At 34.9% G+C, this 19,427-nt stretch carries 13 protein-coding genes and 1 pseudogene; 1 reads left to right on the top strand and 13 read right to left on the bottom strand.

All coding sequences use genetic code 11. The annotated features are described in order from the left end of the window. The 13 genes and pseudogenes from AC1Q5Z_RS12850 to AC1Q5Z_RS12790 all read right to left on the bottom strand — a co-directional run. Positions 1-2,547 (bottom strand): annotated as a pseudogene (locus AC1Q5Z_RS12850) (hypothetical protein); the annotation flags it as partial. A gap of 586 nt (positions 2,548-3,133) precedes the next feature. Beyond that, a complete protein-coding gene (gene queG, locus AC1Q5Z_RS12845; RefSeq protein WP_198854492.1) occupies positions 3,134-4,060 on the bottom strand; it encodes a tRNA epoxyqueuosine(34) reductase QueG in 927 nt (308 codons plus the stop codon). Then, positions 4,057-5,403: a cytochrome P450 gene (locus AC1Q5Z_RS12840; protein ID WP_492445124.1), complete on the bottom strand. Its 1,347-nt coding sequence runs from the start codon at positions 5,401-5,403 to the stop codon at positions 4,057-4,059. Before AC1Q5Z_RS12840 ends, queG begins: the two co-directional genes overlap by 4 nt. Positions 5,404-5,464: 61 nt before the next feature. After that, positions 5,465-6,280 (bottom strand): prolyl oligopeptidase family serine peptidase, encoded by an 816-nt coding sequence (locus AC1Q5Z_RS12835; RefSeq protein ID WP_492445122.1) that lies wholly within the window; start codon positions 6,278-6,280, stop codon positions 5,465-5,467. Positions 6,281-6,286: 6 nt separating this feature from the next. Beyond that, positions 6,287-7,309, bottom strand: a complete 1,023-nt coding sequence (ruvB, locus tag AC1Q5Z_RS12830) for a Holliday junction branch migration DNA helicase RuvB (protein ID WP_198854495.1) — start codon at positions 7,307-7,309, stop codon at positions 6,287-6,289. A gap of 107 nt (positions 7,310-7,416) precedes the next feature. Next, positions 7,417-9,219 carry a cytochrome c oxidase subunit I gene (locus AC1Q5Z_RS12825; RefSeq protein ID WP_198854496.1) on the bottom strand — a complete coding sequence of 601 codons (1,803 nt, stop codon included), beginning with the start codon at positions 9,217-9,219 and terminating at the stop codon, positions 7,417-7,419. 30 nt (positions 9,220-9,249) lie between these two features. Next, entirely contained in the window at positions 9,250-10,440 is a 1,191-nt protein-coding gene (locus AC1Q5Z_RS12820; RefSeq protein ID WP_278019568.1) for a cytochrome c oxidase subunit II, read from the bottom strand. A 19-nt stretch (positions 10,441-10,459) separates the two neighbouring features. Then, on the bottom strand, positions 10,460-11,854 hold the full coding sequence (locus AC1Q5Z_RS12815) for a quinol:cytochrome C oxidoreductase (RefSeq protein ID WP_492445119.1): 1,395 nt from the start codon (positions 11,852-11,854) through the stop codon (positions 10,460-10,462). Between the two features lie 27 nt (positions 11,855-11,881). Continuing rightward, positions 11,882-12,427 carry a c-type cytochrome gene (locus AC1Q5Z_RS12810; protein WP_198854499.1) on the bottom strand — a complete coding sequence of 182 codons (546 nt, stop codon included), beginning with the start codon at positions 12,425-12,427 and terminating at the stop codon, positions 11,882-11,884. Positions 12,428-12,435: 8 nt separating this feature from the next. Further along, a complete protein-coding gene (locus AC1Q5Z_RS12805) occupies positions 12,436-12,960 on the bottom strand; it encodes a DUF3341 domain-containing protein (RefSeq protein WP_198854500.1) in 525 nt (174 codons plus the stop codon). Further along, a complete protein-coding gene (gene nrfD / locus AC1Q5Z_RS12800) occupies positions 12,953-14,356 on the bottom strand; it encodes an NrfD/PsrC family molybdoenzyme membrane anchor subunit (protein WP_008466839.1) in 1,404 nt (467 codons plus the stop codon). The genes AC1Q5Z_RS12805 and nrfD overlap by 8 nt, the downstream gene beginning before the upstream one ends. Before the next feature lie 34 nt (positions 14,357-14,390). Continuing rightward, positions 14,391-17,441 (bottom strand): TAT-variant-translocated molybdopterin oxidoreductase, encoded by a 3,051-nt coding sequence (locus tag AC1Q5Z_RS12795; protein ID WP_492445116.1) that lies wholly within the window; start codon positions 17,439-17,441, stop codon positions 14,391-14,393. A 32-nt stretch (positions 17,442-17,473) separates the two neighbouring features. Further along, positions 17,474-18,808, bottom strand: coding sequence for a c-type cytochrome (locus AC1Q5Z_RS12790; RefSeq protein ID WP_345157257.1), 1,335 nt, complete (start codon positions 18,806-18,808; stop codon positions 17,474-17,476). 220 nt (positions 18,809-19,028) lie between these two features. On the opposite strand from AC1Q5Z_RS12790, the gene AC1Q5Z_RS12785 reads away from it, so the two are divergent. After that, positions 19,029-19,418, top strand: coding sequence for an SPOR domain-containing protein (locus AC1Q5Z_RS12785; protein WP_492445114.1), 390 nt, complete (start codon positions 19,029-19,031; stop codon positions 19,416-19,418). The last annotated feature ends 9 nt before the right edge of the window (positions 19,419-19,427 follow it).

The raw sequence follows: 19,427 nt of genomic DNA, 5'->3' as shown, positions 1-19,427 counted from the left end.
TTCAGTTCCTCCGTACAGAGTGCCTCCTGTATTGGCGCTATACCATTTATATGAAGCTCCTGATGGAGAAAGATCGCCTACTTTTTTATTGTCTGACGAGCAGAAGTTCTGCGCCGAAGCTGTCGGTGCCGATGGAGTCGAATTTACCGTAACTATTGTTGCGTCTGAGGCTAAGCTTGAACATGTTCCGTTATTAATAATAACATTATACGAACCACTTGCATTAGCACTATAACTTTTACTTGTTGCCCCATTAATTAAAATTCCATCTTTATACCATTGATAGTTTGAAGATGTTGATGAAGTTAGTGTAACATTTCCTCCTTGGCAAAATGTTGTTGTTCCTGCCGAAATTGAAGGTTTTGATGGTCGAGAATTTACTGTTACTGTAGCAGTAGCTGTTAATGTTCGATTGCAAGTTCCATTACTTACATTTGTTAAATTTAAAGTAGCATTTGCAGTAACATTTGACACTATAACACTTGCTGTACCATCTGTTCCTATTGTTACCGTTCCAGAAGATGCTCCTGTATAAGTAACAACATTACCTGATGTCCCTGATATTGTAAAAACAGCATTTGATCCAGAACAGACAGGACTATTTGTGCCTAAAGTAGCTGCAACTGGTAAAGCATTCGCTGTTATCGTAGCTGTAGCAGTATTATTACCTGTAGGATCATCCACATTAGATGATGTAATAGTCGCGGTATTAGAATAAGTTCCTGTATCCTTAACTGTAGCAGTTATTGTAAGAACAGCATTTGCGCCACTATCCAGACCAGAAATAGTCCATATTCCAGTAGTACTGTCGTACGAAGTTCCTGTTGGGGCTACTGAAGAAACATATGTATATCCAGAAGGAAGTTTGTCTGTTACTGAAACACCTTCAGCATTGGAAGGTCCTAAATTTTTAGCAGTTATAGTAAAAACAACGTTTGAACCCACACATTGACTAGAAACATTAACTGCATTTTCTATAGCAACATCACTGCAAAGTGTGACTGTAATTGGAGTCGATTGTGAACTAACCCCACAAGATAATGTTGACGTTACAGTATATGAGCCCGTCTTAGTAACTGTTATAGTGTTTGAAGTCTGCCCTGAGATAACTGTTCCGTTATAACGCCATACATATGGTGAAAAACCAGAGTCTGTAGTTAATGTCGCAGATTGTTTTAGACAACCAGCTACTCCAATATAAGTTTCTTTGGGAGCAGATGGCTGTTGTGCAAAGTTTGAAAAAAATGCAGCCATCGAATAACCGTTACCTTGTTGCGCTATAGAAACTGTAAGCTTTGAATCACTATTAAGAGAAATTGTATTAGGATTTCCAATTTTATCTCTATTAAAGTCTATTATATACCAGCCCGTTGCTCCTAATTGACGTCGAGTCGCCCCCATAGTCTGTTCCAAATCAGTACCATTAAGAAAAACCTTATTCGAAGCACTTTTTAATAATACATAACCAAAATAATCTAATGAGGCATTTGTATATCCTTTAAACGCTGATGTTTCAACAAAAATAGATCCTCCACATTCCGAAACTGGAGCAATTGTAGAAATATCAACTTCGCAACCATCAGCTGTACCAGAATAAACCGCAACGTTATTAGTTGCCGAAATTCTTGATGATGTAAATTGTGTGCCAGAAACACCATTTTTGAAAGTATAATACCCTCCTGCATTTCGTGATATTGTTACTGGCGAACCTACTTCATTACCAGTATTAGCATCATAAGTATTTATTGTTATTGTTGTTCCATCTTTGGTTGCTACAATAGTTGTCTGTTCTGCAGTATCATTACCTTTACCCCTTTCAAGAAAATATTCTTTTCCTAAAACTGATACTGGTGGTAATTGATCAAAAGTTCCATCCCCACATGCCTCTGGAGTGTCTATTCGAACACCAGTATTCATCACAATTGGTCCTGAAGACTCAACCAAAGAGCCAATCGCTGCATTAAACAAATAACTTTGCCCAGCTCCCAATGTGGTTACAACACTTCCATTTACTTTTACTTGTGTATTATTACCAATTGCCATTACGCTGTAAAAAGGTCTATCTTTATCGGATGTTCCCATATTACGATAATACCCAACTCGAAATTCCACTCCAATACCAGCATCTCCAAAACTAGTTAATGAGGCATTTCCTTTTATATAGTTATCCCCACCATTTCCTAATGCATCAGAAGCAATATTTCTTAAATTTACAGAAACTGCACCATCTTTACCAGTGACTATTATCCCTCTATCACTATACACTGTCCCTGCAGCATTGAAATCTAAGCTTTTGGGCTCTCCTACAAATCTATAAACTGCCGGAGCTCCTTTCACAGTAGTAAGTGAATTTGAGCTGATCGCTGTACCGTTTTTAGTTAAACTAACAGCACTACCATCACTTTTTGTTATAGTGAAACCAACTGGGGTCGTTGAATTAGTCGCAATTATAATTTCATTTGCATTGCTAAAATATTGCCATGGCGCAGGAGCAATATAGTGTTTATTAAAAAACTGAGCAGAAGCATTATAATTGACTAATAACAAAATTAAAGCAAGAAAAATTAGCCTAGAAAATCCAGACTTACAAAAAGTAGAGTTACGCATAGACAACTTGAGTTTGTGGAACAGAAATTTCGGATGCCAAAAAATGGATGAACATTTTTAGCATATTGATGAGATACGTGAAAAAATAGAAAATGGATTTAAAAAAGCTTAGAACAGCTTTTTTAAGACATACATATAAAAAAGACATCATGTAGACCATTGTCATATAGTAAATTAAAGACTATAAAAGTCTTACCAGTTTTAAATTAAGTAGATTTGGAAAGCGCGAAAGTATATCGAGGAATGAAATCAATCCTCATTATCCCGACAAAATGCAGATAAAATCGTCAAACAACAGTTTTTAACAACTGTTCATATCTTGAAAATCAAAAAAATATAAAAATACGACAATGAAACAGCAGAATTTTCTTAAAAATTTAAAATATTTTTAAATTCCTACAGAATTTATTGACAAATAAGTAATTTAACGTAAGAAATAAAAAACAGCAAAAAGGGAAGCTCAAAACAATAAAACATTCATTATCAATACTATAAATAACAAACATTAAACATTAAACAAAAATCCCTATTGTAAAAACTTGATATTTCGTTTTAGTCCATCAAATTTGGTTCTTTTGATAGGTGAGTTTTTAAAAACCTGTTTAAAAGTTTCCTCAGTAATTTCCATCCAATCTTTTTTGGTAAAAGAAAGTAAATCTGGATTAGGGTTAAATAGCGGTTCTGAATGAGGTTTAGAAAATCGATTCCATGGGCAAACGTCTTGGCAGGTATCACAACCAAACATCCATTCATCGAATTTCCCTTTCATTTCTGCAGGAAGATTTTCTTTTAATTCTATAGTATAATACGATATGCATTTACTTCCGTCAACAATATACGGAGCAACAATTGCTTGAGTAGGACAAGCGTCGATACAAGCTGTGCAAGATCCACAATGATCTGTAACTGCATGATCGTATTCTAAGTCTAAATCGATAATTAGTTCGGCAATAAAATAAAAAGAGCCGACCCTTTGGGTAATAAGATTACTGTTTTTTCCAATCCAACCCAAGCCACTTTTAGCAGCCCAAGCTTTATCTAAAACAGGTGCAGAATCAACAAAAGCACGTCCTGAAACTTCTCCAATATTTTCCTGAATCGAATGGAGAAATTCTTTTAATTTGTCTTTAATTACAAAATGATAATCTTGTCCATAAGCATATTTAGAAATCTTAAAACTTTCTTCGTTTTGTGTAGAATCTGGATAATAATTCAGTAAAAGTGAAACAACGCTCTTACCATCATCAACCAATAAAGTGGGGTCTAGACGTTTATCAAAATGGTTTTCCATATAAGCCATCTGACCATTGCGATTGTTCTTCAGCCAATTTTCAAGTCGAGGGGCTTCTTTTTCCAAAAACCCCGCTTTAGATATGCCACAAGAAAGAAATCCAAGCCTTTTGGCTTCTTCTTTTATAAACTTTGAATATGTTTCTTTCGAATTAATACTCATCTTTTTGAAAATGAAACTTCAATATTAACAGGCTTTAAAGTCACTAAAGGATTAAAATTAACCGTTTCGTTTTTAGTTTTAATCTCGTACTTTTTTACAATTTGCGAAATTGTTAAACACATTTCATAAATAGCAAAACCAGTTCCTATGCACATTCTTGGACCAGCGCCAAAAGGATAAAAGTACTGCATTGACTTTTTCTTTTGTTCGCCTAAAAATCGTTCTGGAATAAATTGATCAGGATTATCCCAATACTTTGGATTGCGATGCAATTCATAAAATGATATTCCAATTAATGTGCTTTTTTTGATTTTAAATTCAGTCAAAGAATCGTCTTCAACATTTTCTCTATCTGTAATCCAAGCAGGAGGATACAAACGCATTGATTCATTTAAAACTGCATTGGTATAAGTCATTTTCTGAAGCTGTTCAATAACATTATCAGTATGAGATTCTATCTTCGTGATTTCATCAAAAATCTTTTGTTGGATTTCAGGGTATCTTCCCAAAAAATGAAGTGTAAAAGTTAAAGCATTCGCTGTTGTTTCATGACCAGCAATGAATAAAACCTTAATTTCGTCAATCAACTGCTGCATAGACATGCTCTCTCCCGTATCTTCATATCGGGTTTCCATAAGCATATTAAGAAGGTCGTTGTATTCTTCATTCGAAGCATTTCTTCCTTCAATAATTTCTTGAATAATATTATTATTTTCTTCTGCTAAATTTAAATGCTTTCTGACTTGTCCGCTTAATGAAAACCACAATGCCTTATGAGGAAGTCTGATTTCTTTAACTAAAAACTTCTGAACTTCTTCTATAATGAATTTTATTCTATGAAGCTTTTCTTCCGAAATAGAAAATTCAAATAATGATTTTGCAACAACATTAAAAGCAAGTTGACTCATTGCTGGAAAGACATCAAAAAAATTATTTTCATCTAAATTATCAACTTCAGCAGTAATTGTTTTGTTCATATTGTCAACCAACTGATTCATCTTTTGTTTATGAAAAGCAGGCTGAATAAGACGTCTTTGCTTTAACCAAAAATCACCATCGCTAGTTAAAAGTCCTTTTCCCAAATATTTTGAAAGATATACAGACTGAAATTTGGACTTGTTATAATTTCTTTGATTTTTGACTAAAATATATTGCGCAATTTCATTGTCTCTGGATAAAATTATATACCTCGATAAGCCAATTCTAATAGAAAAAGAATCACCAAATTTCTCAAAATATCTTTTATGAAAAGGAATTGGATTTCTTCGAACACCTTCAGCATCTTTAAAAAATCTCAATATTGAAAGTCTGGTTGGGTAATTATAATTTATATGTTCAGACATCTTGAATAGAATTAAAGCAGTACTGCAAACAGTAATATTTATTTTATCTTTTTAATCAAATTTACTTATTATGCTGTAAAATCCACTCTGTAATATCTTTTATGTTCTGTATTTCAGTTTCAGGCGTATTCATCCCAACATCATGTGCTTTACCTTCTCTAATGATTAATTTTGTTTCTACTCCCTTTCTTTTTAATTCATTATAAAGATTTTGAGATTGACTAACGTTAACAACATTATCCGCGTCACCATGAATTAACAATGTCGGTACGTTTGAAATATTACTAAACGGACTTATCTTAATTATTGCGCTATTGTCTCCGCTAGAATCTATTTTAGTTCCAGCTAATTTTTCAATAATATCAAAACGACCGTTCTTTTTTCTAAATTCTAATACTTCAGGAGAATCTAATCTTGAAGGTGCGCAAAGCGCCGTTATAGATTTCATATTCTTTTTAGTGTACCCGTATAATAATGCTAAATGTGCACCGGCACTAATTCCAACAATATGATAACCATTTTTAGTGTAACCATACTTACCATTTTTTTTTGAAACATAACTAACAGCAGCATCAATATCTGCTAATAAATCTTTAGCTGAAACGGTATCATTTGCGTAACGATAATCAACATTAGCAACAACAAATCCTTTATTAGCAATATCCTCTGCATGCTTTTTAGTATACTCAAGTCCACCCATTGACCAAGATCCTCCATGAATAAGAATAACTACTGGTAAATTTTTTAAATTTTTATTAGGCACATACAAATCTAAAATCTGCTGAGATGATTTACCATAAGAAAGGTGGGGAAAATAATGAGTCTGACTAAAAGAGTTTAAACAAACAAATAGTACAAATAAAAAATAATGTTTCATATGCTTTTAAAATAAACCTCCTTGAATGTTGGTATTAACTTTTCCTAAATGTTTATAGGCTTTCTCCGTAACTTCACGACCACGAGGCGTACGCATAATGAATCCCTCCTGAATAAGAAAAGGTTCGTAAACTTCCTCAATAGTTTCGCTGCTTTCAGAAACAGCAGTTGCCAAAGTCGAAAGACCAACAGGACCACCTTTAAATTTATTAATAATCGTCAACAATATCTTATTATCCATTTCGTCCAGACCATGTGCATCAACATTTAATGCCTTTAAAGCATATTTAGAAATTTCCAAATCGATTCTACCATTACCTTTAATCTGAGCAAAATCGCGAACGCGTCTCAATAATGCATTTGCGATTCGAGGAGTTCCACGGCTTCTGCCTGCAATTTCAATGGCAGCTTCCAGATCAATAGGTGTTTTTAATATAGAAGCACTTCTCTCAACAATCGTAGTTAAGAGTTCAGTTGTATAGTATTGTAAACGCGAAGATATTCCGAAACGAGCACGCATAGGTGCTGTTAATAATCCCGATCTTGTAGTAGCTCCAATCAAAGTAAAAGGGTTCAGATTGATCTGGACAGTTCTAGCATTTGGACCCGATTCAATCATGATATCAATCTTGAAATCTTCCATTGCCGAATACAAATACTCTTCAACAACTGGACTTAACCGATGAATTTCGTCAATAAATAAAACATCTCGTTCATCTAAGTTTGTCAACAAACCTGCTAAATCACCAGGTTTATCCAATACAGGCCCAGAAGTGATCTTGATGCCTACTTGTAATTCATTAGCTAAAATATTTGCCAAAGTCGTTTTACCAAGACCTGGAGGCCCATGAAAAAGCGCATGATCAAGTGCCTCACCACGTTGGTTTGCTGCAGCAACAAAGACTTTTAAATTTTCCAAAACTTGATCTTGTCCAGCGAAATCATCAAATGACAGCGGACGCAATCTTTTCTCAAGATCTAACTCTTCTGAGTTATATCCTTTAGTAGTAGGATCTAGATTTTCATTCATCCTACAAAGATATATAAACTAATCAGTTTGTAAAACAGTTCAACTCAACGTTTAGAACTTTAACTAAACAAAAAAGGCTGTCATTTCTGACAGCCTTTGATTATTTTTTAGTGGTGTAAAACTTCTTCACCTTCTTTCATTGGTACATTTTGAGGAACAAAATCTACATCGTGATTAGGGTTACTATAGTCATACGGCCAACGATATACGTGCGGAATTTCTCCTGGCCAGTTACCGTGAATATGTTCAACTGGAGTTGTCCACTCTAAAGTTGTAGATTTCCAAGGATTTTGAACTGCTTTCTTACCGTAGAAAATACTGCTAAAGAAGTTGTATAAGAATACTAATTGGAATGCACCTCCTACAAGAGCAAATGTTGTGATTAAAACATTCACATTTTGTAAATCATCAAATAATGGGAAGTTAGTATTTGTATAGTAACGTCTTGGCAAACCAGCTAAACCGATGAAGTGCATTGGGAAGAAAACTCCATAAGCACAAACCGCAGTTACCCAGAAGTGAATATAACCTAAGTTTTTGTTTAACATTCTTCCGTACATTTTAGGGAACCAGTGGTAAATACCAGCAAACATTCCGTAAAGTGCAGAGATACCCATTACTAAGTGAAAGTGAGCAATTACGAAGTATGTATCGTGAACGTTAATATCTAGTGTACTATCTCCTAAAATAATCCCTGTTAAACCTCCAGTGATGAATGTAGAAACCATTCCGATAGAGAATAACATTGCAGGGTTAAATTGTAAGTTACCTTTCCATAAAGTTGTAATCCAGTTGAATGCTTTTACAGCAGATGGAATTGCAATCAATAAAGTTGTAAAAGTAAATACAGATCCTAAGAAAGGGTTCATACCTGAAATAAACATGTGGTGACCCCAAACGATAGTAGATAAGAATGCAATTGCAAGAACTGACATAATCATCGCTCTGTAACCGAAAATTGGTTTACGAGCATTTGTAGCCATAATTTCTGAAACAAGACCCATCGCTGGTAAGATTACGATGTAAACCTCAGGGTGACCTAAGAACCAGAATAAGTGCTCGAATAATACAGGAGAACCTCCTTGGTAATGTAAAACTTCACCAGCAATATAGATGTCAGATAAGAAGAATGAAGTACCGAAACTTCTATCGAAAATCAATAATAATGCTGCAGATAATAAAACCGGAAACGAAATAACACCAATAATAGCTGTTACGAAAAATGTCCAGATTGTAAGTGGAAGTCTAGTCATAGACATTCCTTTAGTTCTTAAGTTAAGTACAGTAACAATGTAATTTAAAGATCCCATCAAAGAAGATGCGATGAAAATAGCCATAGATACTAACCATAATGTCATACCTGTTCCTGATCCAGGGATTGCCTGTGGCAATGCACTCAAAGGAGGATAAATTGTCCATCCTGCAGATGCTGGTCCAGCCTCAACAAATAAAGAAGATAACATTACAACTGCAGATAAGAAAAACAACCAGTATGAAATCATATTCATAAATCCAGATGCCATATCTCTTGCTCCAATTTGAAGCGGAATCAATAAGTTACTAAATGTTCCACTCAAACCAGCAGTCAGTACAAAGAATACCATGATGGTACCGTGAATTGTAACTAATGCTAGATAAATATCATTTGCCATTACACCATCAGGTGCAAATTTATCTCCTAATAAAACATTAAATATTTTGAAAGACTCCTCTGGCCACGCTAATTGCATTCTGAAAAGCAAGGACATTGCAATCCCAATTACTCCCATAACAATACCAGTAATCAAGTATTGTTTAGCAATCATTTTGTGATCAATACTAAAAATATATTTAGTAATGAACGTGTCTTTATGATGATGTTCGTGCTCGTGATCGTGTCCGTGATCGTGACCGTGCGCTTCTGCTGACATATATTTGTACTTTAAATTTTCTTAATAATATTATTTTATCGCAACTTTAGCTACAGCTGCTTTTACAGTATCAACAACTGTTTTAACAGTGTCAATAATTTTTGCAGTAGTATCTGTAGTTGGTGCAGCTCCTTCAGCTGGTTTCTCAGCAGCAGCCGCCGCTTTAATATCTTGAGCTAAAGTAGTTTTCTCGCTTAACCATTTTTTGTAATCTTCTGGAGTATCAACTACAACTTTCATTTGCATATTATAGTGAGAAGCTCCACAGATTTTATTACACAATAATAAGTAATCAAATGTATAAGGATCTAAAGCTGTACCACCTTTTGCAACTAACTCAACGCTTTTTTCAGCTCTAAGTTTGTTAATGTTAGCAACTTTTTCAACCATAAATGGTAATTCTCTATATTCTGCAGTAGTATAAGTAGGAATGAATGCAAATTCAGTAACCATACCTGGAACACAGTTCATTTGTGCTCTAAAGTGAGGAAAGTAAGCCGAGTGCAAAACATCCTGAGAACGCATTTTGAAGTGAACTTTTTTACCTTTAGGGATATGTAATTCTGAAACTACAATATCATCTTGAGCATTTGGATCTGACATGTCAACACCTAATGTATTTACACCTTGGATTAAACGAACGTTAGCTTTACCTAAAACGTTATCTTGTCCAGCATATCTTGCAGTCCATTTAAACTGTTGAGCGTATAATTCGATTTCGATTACATCTTCATCTTTATCAACGAACATAATGTTATTCCAAGCATACAATCCATAAAGAATTAAACAAGCCAAAACAACAGAAGGAATAATACTCCAAATTGCCTCTAACTTATTACTATCAGCAAAGAATAATGCTTTTTTATCTTTATTACCTCTATTCTTAAAAGAAAACCAGTATAATAAACCTTGTGTAATAAATTGAACTAAGAAAATTAAAACCCAAGTGATATTCATTAAATTATCTACTAAAAGCCCATGTTCTGATGCAGGAGTATGCAACGCTAAACCTCCCCATTTTAATAGACCGTAAATAGTAAATATATAAATGAAAGCTAAAAAGCCAAACATAATATATCCTTGAATGTTATTATCATTATCTGATGCAACCTGAGAATCGCTCGAAGAAGCTCCAACCTGAGTAAGATCAAATATCTTCGTCAATTGCCATAATGCAACTGCTAATAAAACTACAACTATAATTACCAACAAACTTGTCATCTGTTTACTTCTTTAAATATTAATAATGAAAATGTTTACTTTCTTCGATGAAAGGATTTCTTTTTGCAAGCAGAGGAGATTTAGTTAATGCAGTAAATACAACAAATATAAATAAACCTAAGAAGAAAAGAATCGATGCAATTTCAGGAACTCCGATAAACCATTTGTCTCCTACAGTTCCAGGCATAATCATATTAAAGAAATCAACATAATGACCTAATAATATTACAACACCAGCCATAACGATAACCCAGTTAAGTCGTTTGAAGTCAGTATTGATTAATATTAATAACGGGAAAACAAAGTTCATAACAACCGCTCCAAAGAAAGGAAGGTTATATAATTGAATTCTTGTTACAAAATAAGTTACCTCTTCTGGAATGTTAGCATACCAGATCAACATGAATTGAGAAAACCATAAATAAGTCCAGAAAATACTAATACCAAACATGAACTTAGCTAAATCGTGGATATGGCTATTATTTACAAACTCTAAATATCCTTTTGATTTTAAATAAACTGTTACTAATGCAATAGCAGTAATACCACTTACAAAGAAAGAAGCAAATACATACCATCCAAATAATGTACTGAACCAATGTGGATCGAAAGACATAATCCAATCCCATGACATGATAGATTCAGAAACGATGAAGAATACTAAGAATCCAGCAGACGCTTTGAAGTTCTTTTTGTAATAAAGATCATCATTTGCCTCATCTTGCTCTAAACAATTTTTTCTTGAATAGTAACGATATAAGTTCCATCCTAATAAAAAGATTGCCGCTCTAGCAATCCAGAAAGGAAAGTTTAAATAACCAGATTTACCAGCAATAATAGCATCATAATTAGCATGTTTAGGATCTGTTACACCCTCTCCCAACCAAACAAAAATATGGTTAAAGTGTAATCCACATAAAACTAAAATTATGAAGAAGATAATAGAACCAGCTGGTAAGTAAGCCGTTATACCTTGCATAACTCTAAACAAAACTGGAGACCAACCTGCTTGAGCAACTTGTTGAATAGCATAGAAAGCTAAAACCCCCATTGAAAGAAGTAAAAAGAAAATACAAGCTACATATAAAGCAGACCAAGGCTTATTTTGCAATTGGTGTAATACGTGCTCTAAGTGTTTTTCGTGCTCATTTGCACCAGAAACTTCTGCGTGCTCAGCTCCTTTATGAGAGTCATGTGCAACTTCAGCAGCCTCATCATGACCTGCTTCTTTGTGAGATGCCTCCGCTTTTTCTTCATGCGCCGCACCATGAGAACCATGTTCATCTGCAGCTAGTATTTTTTCAACTTCTTGAATATCTTTTGGTGCACTTAAAAAACCATACCCAATTCCTAATAACCCAACGGCCATTAAGATGATAGAAAAAGTTTTTAATTTACTTGAAAATGTATACATATCTATTACGATCAGTTTGTTCAACAATTATAATTGGCTTCTTAGTTTCAGAACATAGTCAGCAACTAACCAACGTTCGTGAGAACTTAATTGATTTGCATGTGAACCCATTGCATTTAAACCATAAGTCTCAACATGAAAGATACTTCCCTCAGTGATTTCTCTGTCTTTATAGCTAGGTACTCCAAGAAATTTTTCTCTTTCAACCAATTTACCTTTACCGTTACCAGCAGCACCATGGCAGCTAATACAATAAATTTCGAAAAGCTCTTTACCTTTTCCTGAGTTTCTTTCCTCTTCTGTCAAAGGTGATTTTAAATTAGCTTTTGCTAATTCATAACCAGCAGTTGAATTTTCATATTCATAAGGTTCAAAACCTCTATTGATAGTTCCTTCAACAGGAAGCTGTCCTTCTTTTCCTCCCTTAAATATTTTTGCTTCTGAATATGGCTCATAAGCAACAGATTCATACATATTTGGGAAATACTGATAGTTCGGTGCCGAATTATTGTGGCAAGATGAAACTAAAATAGTTATACCAACTAAAAGTGTTATTTTATATATCCTTTTCATAGCTACAATTAATTCTTTTCTATTACTTTAACTTCAACGGCTCCAGTTCCTTCAAAGAAAGAAACTAACTCTGTTTCGTTATCATTTACAGCAACCTCCATTAAAAAGTGGTCATCAGTTGTTCTTACGTCTGGGTTTTCAGCTTCTTTAAATGGCCATAATCTACTTCTCATGTAAAAAGTAATTACCATTAAGTGAGCTGCAAAAAACACAGTCATTTCAAACATAATTGGCACAAAAGAAGGCATGTTTTGGATGAAACTAAAACTTGGTTTACCTCCAATATCCTGCGGCCAGTCATGAATCATGATGTAACCCATCATTGTTGTTGCAACAGAAATACCAACACAACCATATAAAAAAGCACATATTGCTAATCTTGTTGGTGCTAATCCCATGGCTTTATCCAATCCGTGAACTGGGAATGGAGTAAAAACCTCTTCAATATGATGATGAGCAGCTCTAGTTTTCTTTACTGCATTCATCAAAACGTCATCGTCATTATAAATGGCGTATATAACTTTATTACTCATGATGTGAATCTTTACTGTTTGCTCTTTCTCTAATATAATTATCTCCTGTTCCTTTCAAAATTGTTTTAACCTCTGCCTGAGCAATTACAGGGAATGTTCTAGAGTATAATAAAAACAATACAAAGAAGAAACCAATTGTTCCAATGAAAATTCCAATATCAACAAATGTTGGTGAGAACATTGTCCAAGAAGATGGAAGGTAATCTCTATGTAAAGAAGTAACAATAATTACAAATCTTTCAAACCACATACCGATGTTTACAACAATCGAGATGATGAATGAGAACATGATACTTGTTCTTAATTTTTTAAACCACATGAATTGAGGAGAGAACACGTTACATGTCATCATTGACCAATATGCCCACCAGTAAGGTCCAGTAGCTCTGTTTAAGAATGCATATTGCTCATACTCTACACCTGAATACCAAGCTACAAATAACTCAGTGATATAAGCCACACCTACAATAGATCCCGTAATCATGATAATGATGTTCATTAACTCGATATGCTGTAATGTGATGTATGCTTCAAGGTTAGATACTTTTCTCATAACAATCAACAATGTATTTACCATCGCGAATCCAGAGAAAACTGCTCCAGCAACGAAGTATGGAGGGAAAATTGTTGTATGCCATCCTGGAATTACAGAAGTAGCAAAGTCCATAGATACGATCGTGTGTACAGAAAGTACAAGAGGAGTAGCTAAACCAGCTAATACCAAAGATACTTCTTCGAAACGTTGCCAATCTTTTGCTCTACCGCTCCATCCAAAACTTAAAATAGAATAAACTCTTTTGTTAAATGGAGTAATAGCTCTATCACGTAGCATTGCAAAGTCAGGCAATAAACCAGTCCACCAGAAAACTAATGATACTGAAAGATACGTTGAAATTGCGAATACGTCCCAAAGTAATGGCGAGTTAAAGTTTACCCATAAAGATCCAAATTGGTTTGGAATAGGTAATACCCAGTATGCTAACCATGGACGTCCCATGTGAATAATTGGAAATAGACCTGCTTGAACTACCGAGAAGATAGTCATTGCTTCCGCAGAACGGTTAATAGCCATTCTCCAACGTTGACGGAAAAGTAATAATACCGCAGAAATTAATGTTCCAGCGTGACCAATACCAACCCACCAAACGAAGTTAGTAATATCCCAAGCCCAGCCAACTGTTTTATTTAATCCCCATGTTCCGATACCGGTAGATACGGTGTAAATTATACAACCTAGCCCCCAAAGGAAGGCTATTAATGCGATTGAAAATACAATCCACCATTGCTTGTTTGCAGGTCCCTCAACAGGTGCTGCTACATCTACAGTTACATCGTGATAAGATTTATCACCAATAACTAAAGGTTTTCTAATGGGTGCTTCGTAGTGAGACGACATAATCCTTTATATTGTTTCTTAATTAATAATTTTACTAAGTATTTCTAACTTTAACATGGTAAACCACATTAGGTTTTGTACCTACATGCTCTAATAAGTGGTATGATCTTTCGTCAGCCGCTAATTTAGCAACTTTACTTTCTTTATCATTTACATCACCAAATATCATCGCTCCTGAAGAACAAGCACTAGAACAAGCTGTTTGGAATTCACCATCTCTAACTGGACGGCCTTCGTTTTTAGCTTTTAATTTAGTAGCTTGTGTCATTTGGATACACATAGAACATTTCTCCATTACACCACGAGAACGTACGTTAACGTCAGGATTTAATACCATACGTCCTAAATCATCGTTCATATGATAATCGAACTCGCTGTTTTTGTTGTATAAGAACCAGTTAAAACGACGTACTTTATATGGACAGTTGTTTGCACAGTAACGAGTACCAACACATCTGTTGTAAGCCATATGGTTTTGACCTTCACGACCGTGAGAAGTTGCTGCAACAGGACAAACTGTTTCACAAGGTGCGTGGTTACAGTGTTGACACATTACAGGTTGGAATGCTACTTGTGGATTATCTCCTGCTTTTTCCATTTCATTAAATGTAGATAATGAACTAGATAAACCTGCAATTCCTTCTTTTCTTTCGTTATCACCTTCAAAAGTGCTTTCAGAAGAGTAGTATCTATCGATACGTAACCAATGCATATCACGGCTTCTTCTTACCTCTGCTTTACCAACAACTGGAACGTTGTTTTCAGCGTGACAAGCAATAACACAAGCCCCACATCCAGTACAAGCATTTAAATCAATTGAAAGATTGAAGTGGTGCCCTGTTGTACGATCAAATGATTCCCAAAGATCTACAGTAGTAGCCTCTACTTCTTGGTGATCTAAAGATACCATCGGTTTTTCGTTCCAATGTTCAGCATCTTTAGTATTGAATATTTCTAAAGTAGTTTCTTTAATAATATCCCCTCTACCCATTAAAGTTTTCTGACCTTGAACACAAGCAAACTCATGTACTCCTCCAGCTTTAGCGATAGAAACAGATTGAACATTATTAAAACCTTTATATAAAGCGTAAGCGTTTAAACCTACTTGCATTTCTTCTTTAAGAGAAGCTTTTCGTCCGTATCCAAGAGCTAGACCTACAGTTCCAACTGCTTGTCCTGGCTGAACGATAACCGGAACATTCTCTAATTTAACTCCATCAACAGTAATTGTAGCATAACTACCGTTTAAACCACCGTTTGCAACAATTTCGTTTGATAAACCAAGTTTTTTAGCATCTGCATTAGAAACTGTAACGTAGTTATCCCAAGAAACTCTTGTAATTGGATCTGGGAACTCTTGCAACCAAGGGTTGTTAGCGTGCTGTCCATCTCCTAATCCTGTTTTAGTATATAATACTAATTCAAAATCACCAGCAGCTTTAGATTTTGCAACAGCGTTTGCAGCTGCAGCAGCATCAATAGCACCTCCAGATAATGCCGTAGTCCCAAGAACAGCTACACCATCATGTAATACTTTATTCCAAGAAGCACCTGCAGTATAAGCTCCAGAATTTGCTTTTAAGTAGTCATAATAAGTACCAGCAGTACCGTTTACTGACAATAAAATATCTTGAAATTGTTTTGTATTGAAGATAGGACGGATTGTTGGCTGAGTTAAGCTATAAGTTCCGCTTGTAAGTTCAAGATCTCCCCATGATTCTAAGTAGTGAGGAGCTGGCGCAGCAATTGAAACAATTGATGCAGTTTCGTCTTCTTTTAATGAAAAAGCAACAGACGTTTTAACTTTTTTCAATCCAGATACAAAAGAAGCTGAATCAGCTAAAGTGTAAACAGGATTAACTCCACTCATAATTAAAGTATGAACACTTCCAGCATTCAAATCTTTAATTAATTGCGCAACTGCAGCATTAGAACCTTTTCTAATTTGTCTAGCTCCAGCAGTACTAAAAGCTTCACTAGCCAATACTTGATTGATAGCTAAAACTAATAATTGAGCATTTTTATCTTCAATTCCAGATACTAAAACTCCTTTTGAACCAGCAGCCTTAAGCTGTTGTGCAGCTTTTACTACTTCAGCTTTAAAGTTTCCTTCTAAAGCTACAGGAACAGAAGCACCTACAACAATATTATAAATTTGAACTAAAGCTTGCTTTTGAGCAGCTACAGTCATAGGAACACGCTTATCAGCAGCTGCTCCAGATAATGTCATATTTGATTCGAACTGGAAGTGACGAGACATTTTTCCATTTTGAGGAATACGTCCTTGCGCATAACCAGTATCATATCCTCCACCTTGCCAGTCTCCTAAGAAATCAGCACCAACAGACACGATTAATGAAGATTTTGAAAAATCATAATCAACCAAAGCTCTTTGACCATAAACAGTTTCAAAAGCATCTAAAGCTTCAGATGATGAAACTGCATCGTATACAACGTGCTTAGCGTTTGGATTTTTCGCAATAAACTCAGCGATTAATTTATCTGTAGAAGGACTCGCTAAAGTATTAGTCAATAATACTACTTGACCGCCTTTAGTTTTTGCATCTGCTAAACTTGATTTAATTTTTAAATCAACAGCCGACCAAGAAGAGTCTTTACCGTCTACTTTTGGCTCTTTCAAACGAGTGCTATCATACAATCCTAAGATAGATGCGTGAATTCTAGCATTCGCAGAAAATTTAGCTCCTGCAATTGTATTGTTTTCAATTTTAATTGGACGACCCTCACGAGTTTTTACCAAAAGATTAGCAAAATCAAACCCATCAAAAACTGTAGTTGCATAATAATCTGCAACACCAGGAATGATCTGTTCTGGTTGTAATACATAAGGTATAGACTTGTGAACAGGACCTTCGCAAGCAGCTAATGTTACAGCCGCTGTACTAAACCCTACGTACTTTAAAAAGTCACGACGTGAAGTCCCAGATGTAGATAAAGCGTCAGCGTTACCTAAAAACTCATCAGTAGGAATCTCTTCAACAAACTCGTTATTTCTAAGCGCCTCAACAATAGAGCTATTTTCTAGCTCTTCAACACTTTTCCAGTATTTTTTGTTTGATGACATTGTATATATATATTAAAATCTTAATAAATCGATTAATAGTGGCATTTACCACACTCTAAACCTCCCATTTGCGCTGCAGTTAATTTCTCTACACCGTATTTTTTAGAAAGTTCAGCATGAATTTTATCATAGTAAGCGTTACCTTCCATCTTAACATCAGTTTTTCTATGGCAATCAACACACCATCCCATTGTTAATTTAGAGTATTGCTTCATGATTTCAAATTCTTGTACTGGTCCGTGACAAGTTTGACATTCAATACCAGCAACAGAAACGTGTTGAGAGTGGTTGAAGTAAACAAAATCAGGTAAGTTGTGAATACGAACCCATTTTACAGGCATTGTTTTTCCAGTATAAGCTTGTTTAGTCTTATCCCATCCAACAGCATCATATAATTTTTGAATTTGAGCATCGTAAAACGCTTTGCTGTACTCAGGAGTAGCAGTAGTTTCAGCAACCTCTGAAATGTTTTTATGACAGTTCATACAAACATTTAAAGAAGGGATACCAGCTGTTTTACTTACACGAGCAGCAGAGTGGCAATATTTACAATTGATTTCGTTATCACCAGCGTGAATTTTGTGAGAGTAGTGAATTGGCTGAATCGGCTCATAATTCTGATCTACACCTACTTGCATTAAGTATCCGTAAACAAAATAACCACTAGCCAAAAGCAAGAAGATTGCAGTTACCAAAACCAAGAATTGGTTTTTAGCGAAAGCTTTCCAGATTGGAAGTCTTTCTTCTTTTGGAGCGATTTCAATACCATTTTTGTTTGCAACTTTAGTCAAAACCTTGTTTACCATAAACAACATCACAACTAAAATAGCCATTACAAGAGCAAGAGCTCCAAGAATAATGTTATTTGAAATAGCACCATCTTGAACATTTGTACCAGGAGGAGTTGCAGCACCTCCCGCAGCTGCAGCTGGTTCAGCTTTAGGCTGAGAAGTATAAGCTATAATATTATCAATATCACCTTCAGACAATTGAGGAAACGAAGTCATTACAGCTTTGTTATTTTCCTCAAAAAGTTTAACAGCAACAGCATCACCTGACTTAATCATGTCAGAACTGTTATGCACCCACTTGTAAATCCAAGCCATATCATGCTTAGCAGCAACTCCCCTTAAAGCAGGACCAGTTGATTTAGCATCTAATTTGTGACATGCAGCGCAATTTGCATTAAAAAGTTCTTTCCCTTTTGCTGGATCACCGCCACCTGCAGCTGGAGCAGCCGCCGCAGCCTCAGGCGCCGCCGGAGCAGCAGCATCTTGAGCAAATGAAGTTAGGGAGAAAATTAACGTTAGCGATAAGCCAAGCAGCAATTTTCTTGAGATCGAATTATGGTTACCCACCTTTTTCATATAGTATAAATAATTGTCTACTAATTTTTGGTATGATTTTTTCTGTACTAAATGCAGTAAAAATCTATACCCTCTTTTAAAACTTGCACAAAAATACGACTTATGAACTATTCTCAAAACCTTAAAATAGTCTTAATTATCAATTTATATCAATTCTAAATAATATTAAAATTTTACACTCAAACTTTAAATAGTATTTTTGCATAAAAACCATCACATTATGAGAATTTTAAGTCCATCGAAAAACCTTTTCTTAACAATTACAACGATTGCTTTCGCATACAACATTAATGCTCAAGACCAAAATTTAACATTAAATCAAGACCCTAAATTTGAGCAGTTACTCAATGAGAAGCGCAAAATTAACACGTCAATAAATACAAACGATACTTATAGAATCCAAATCTTTAGTGGCAAAAGCGACGAAGCAAAAAAAACGTTATCGGATTTTAAAAGAGAAAATTCAAATATCGACGGAACCATTATTTTCAGCACTCCTAATTACAAAGTAATTGTTGGAAATTTTAAAACCAGAATTGAAGCCGAACGAAATTTGACCGAAATTAAAAAAAGATACAAAAGCGTTTTCTTACTTAAGCCCGGAAAGTAAAACATAGAA

It is taken from the genome of Flavobacterium sp. GW823-FHT06G12 (assembly GCF_058794775.1).
The sequence above is the reverse complement of the archived record's forward strand: the minus strand, read 5'-3'. Positions and strand labels throughout refer to the sequence as shown.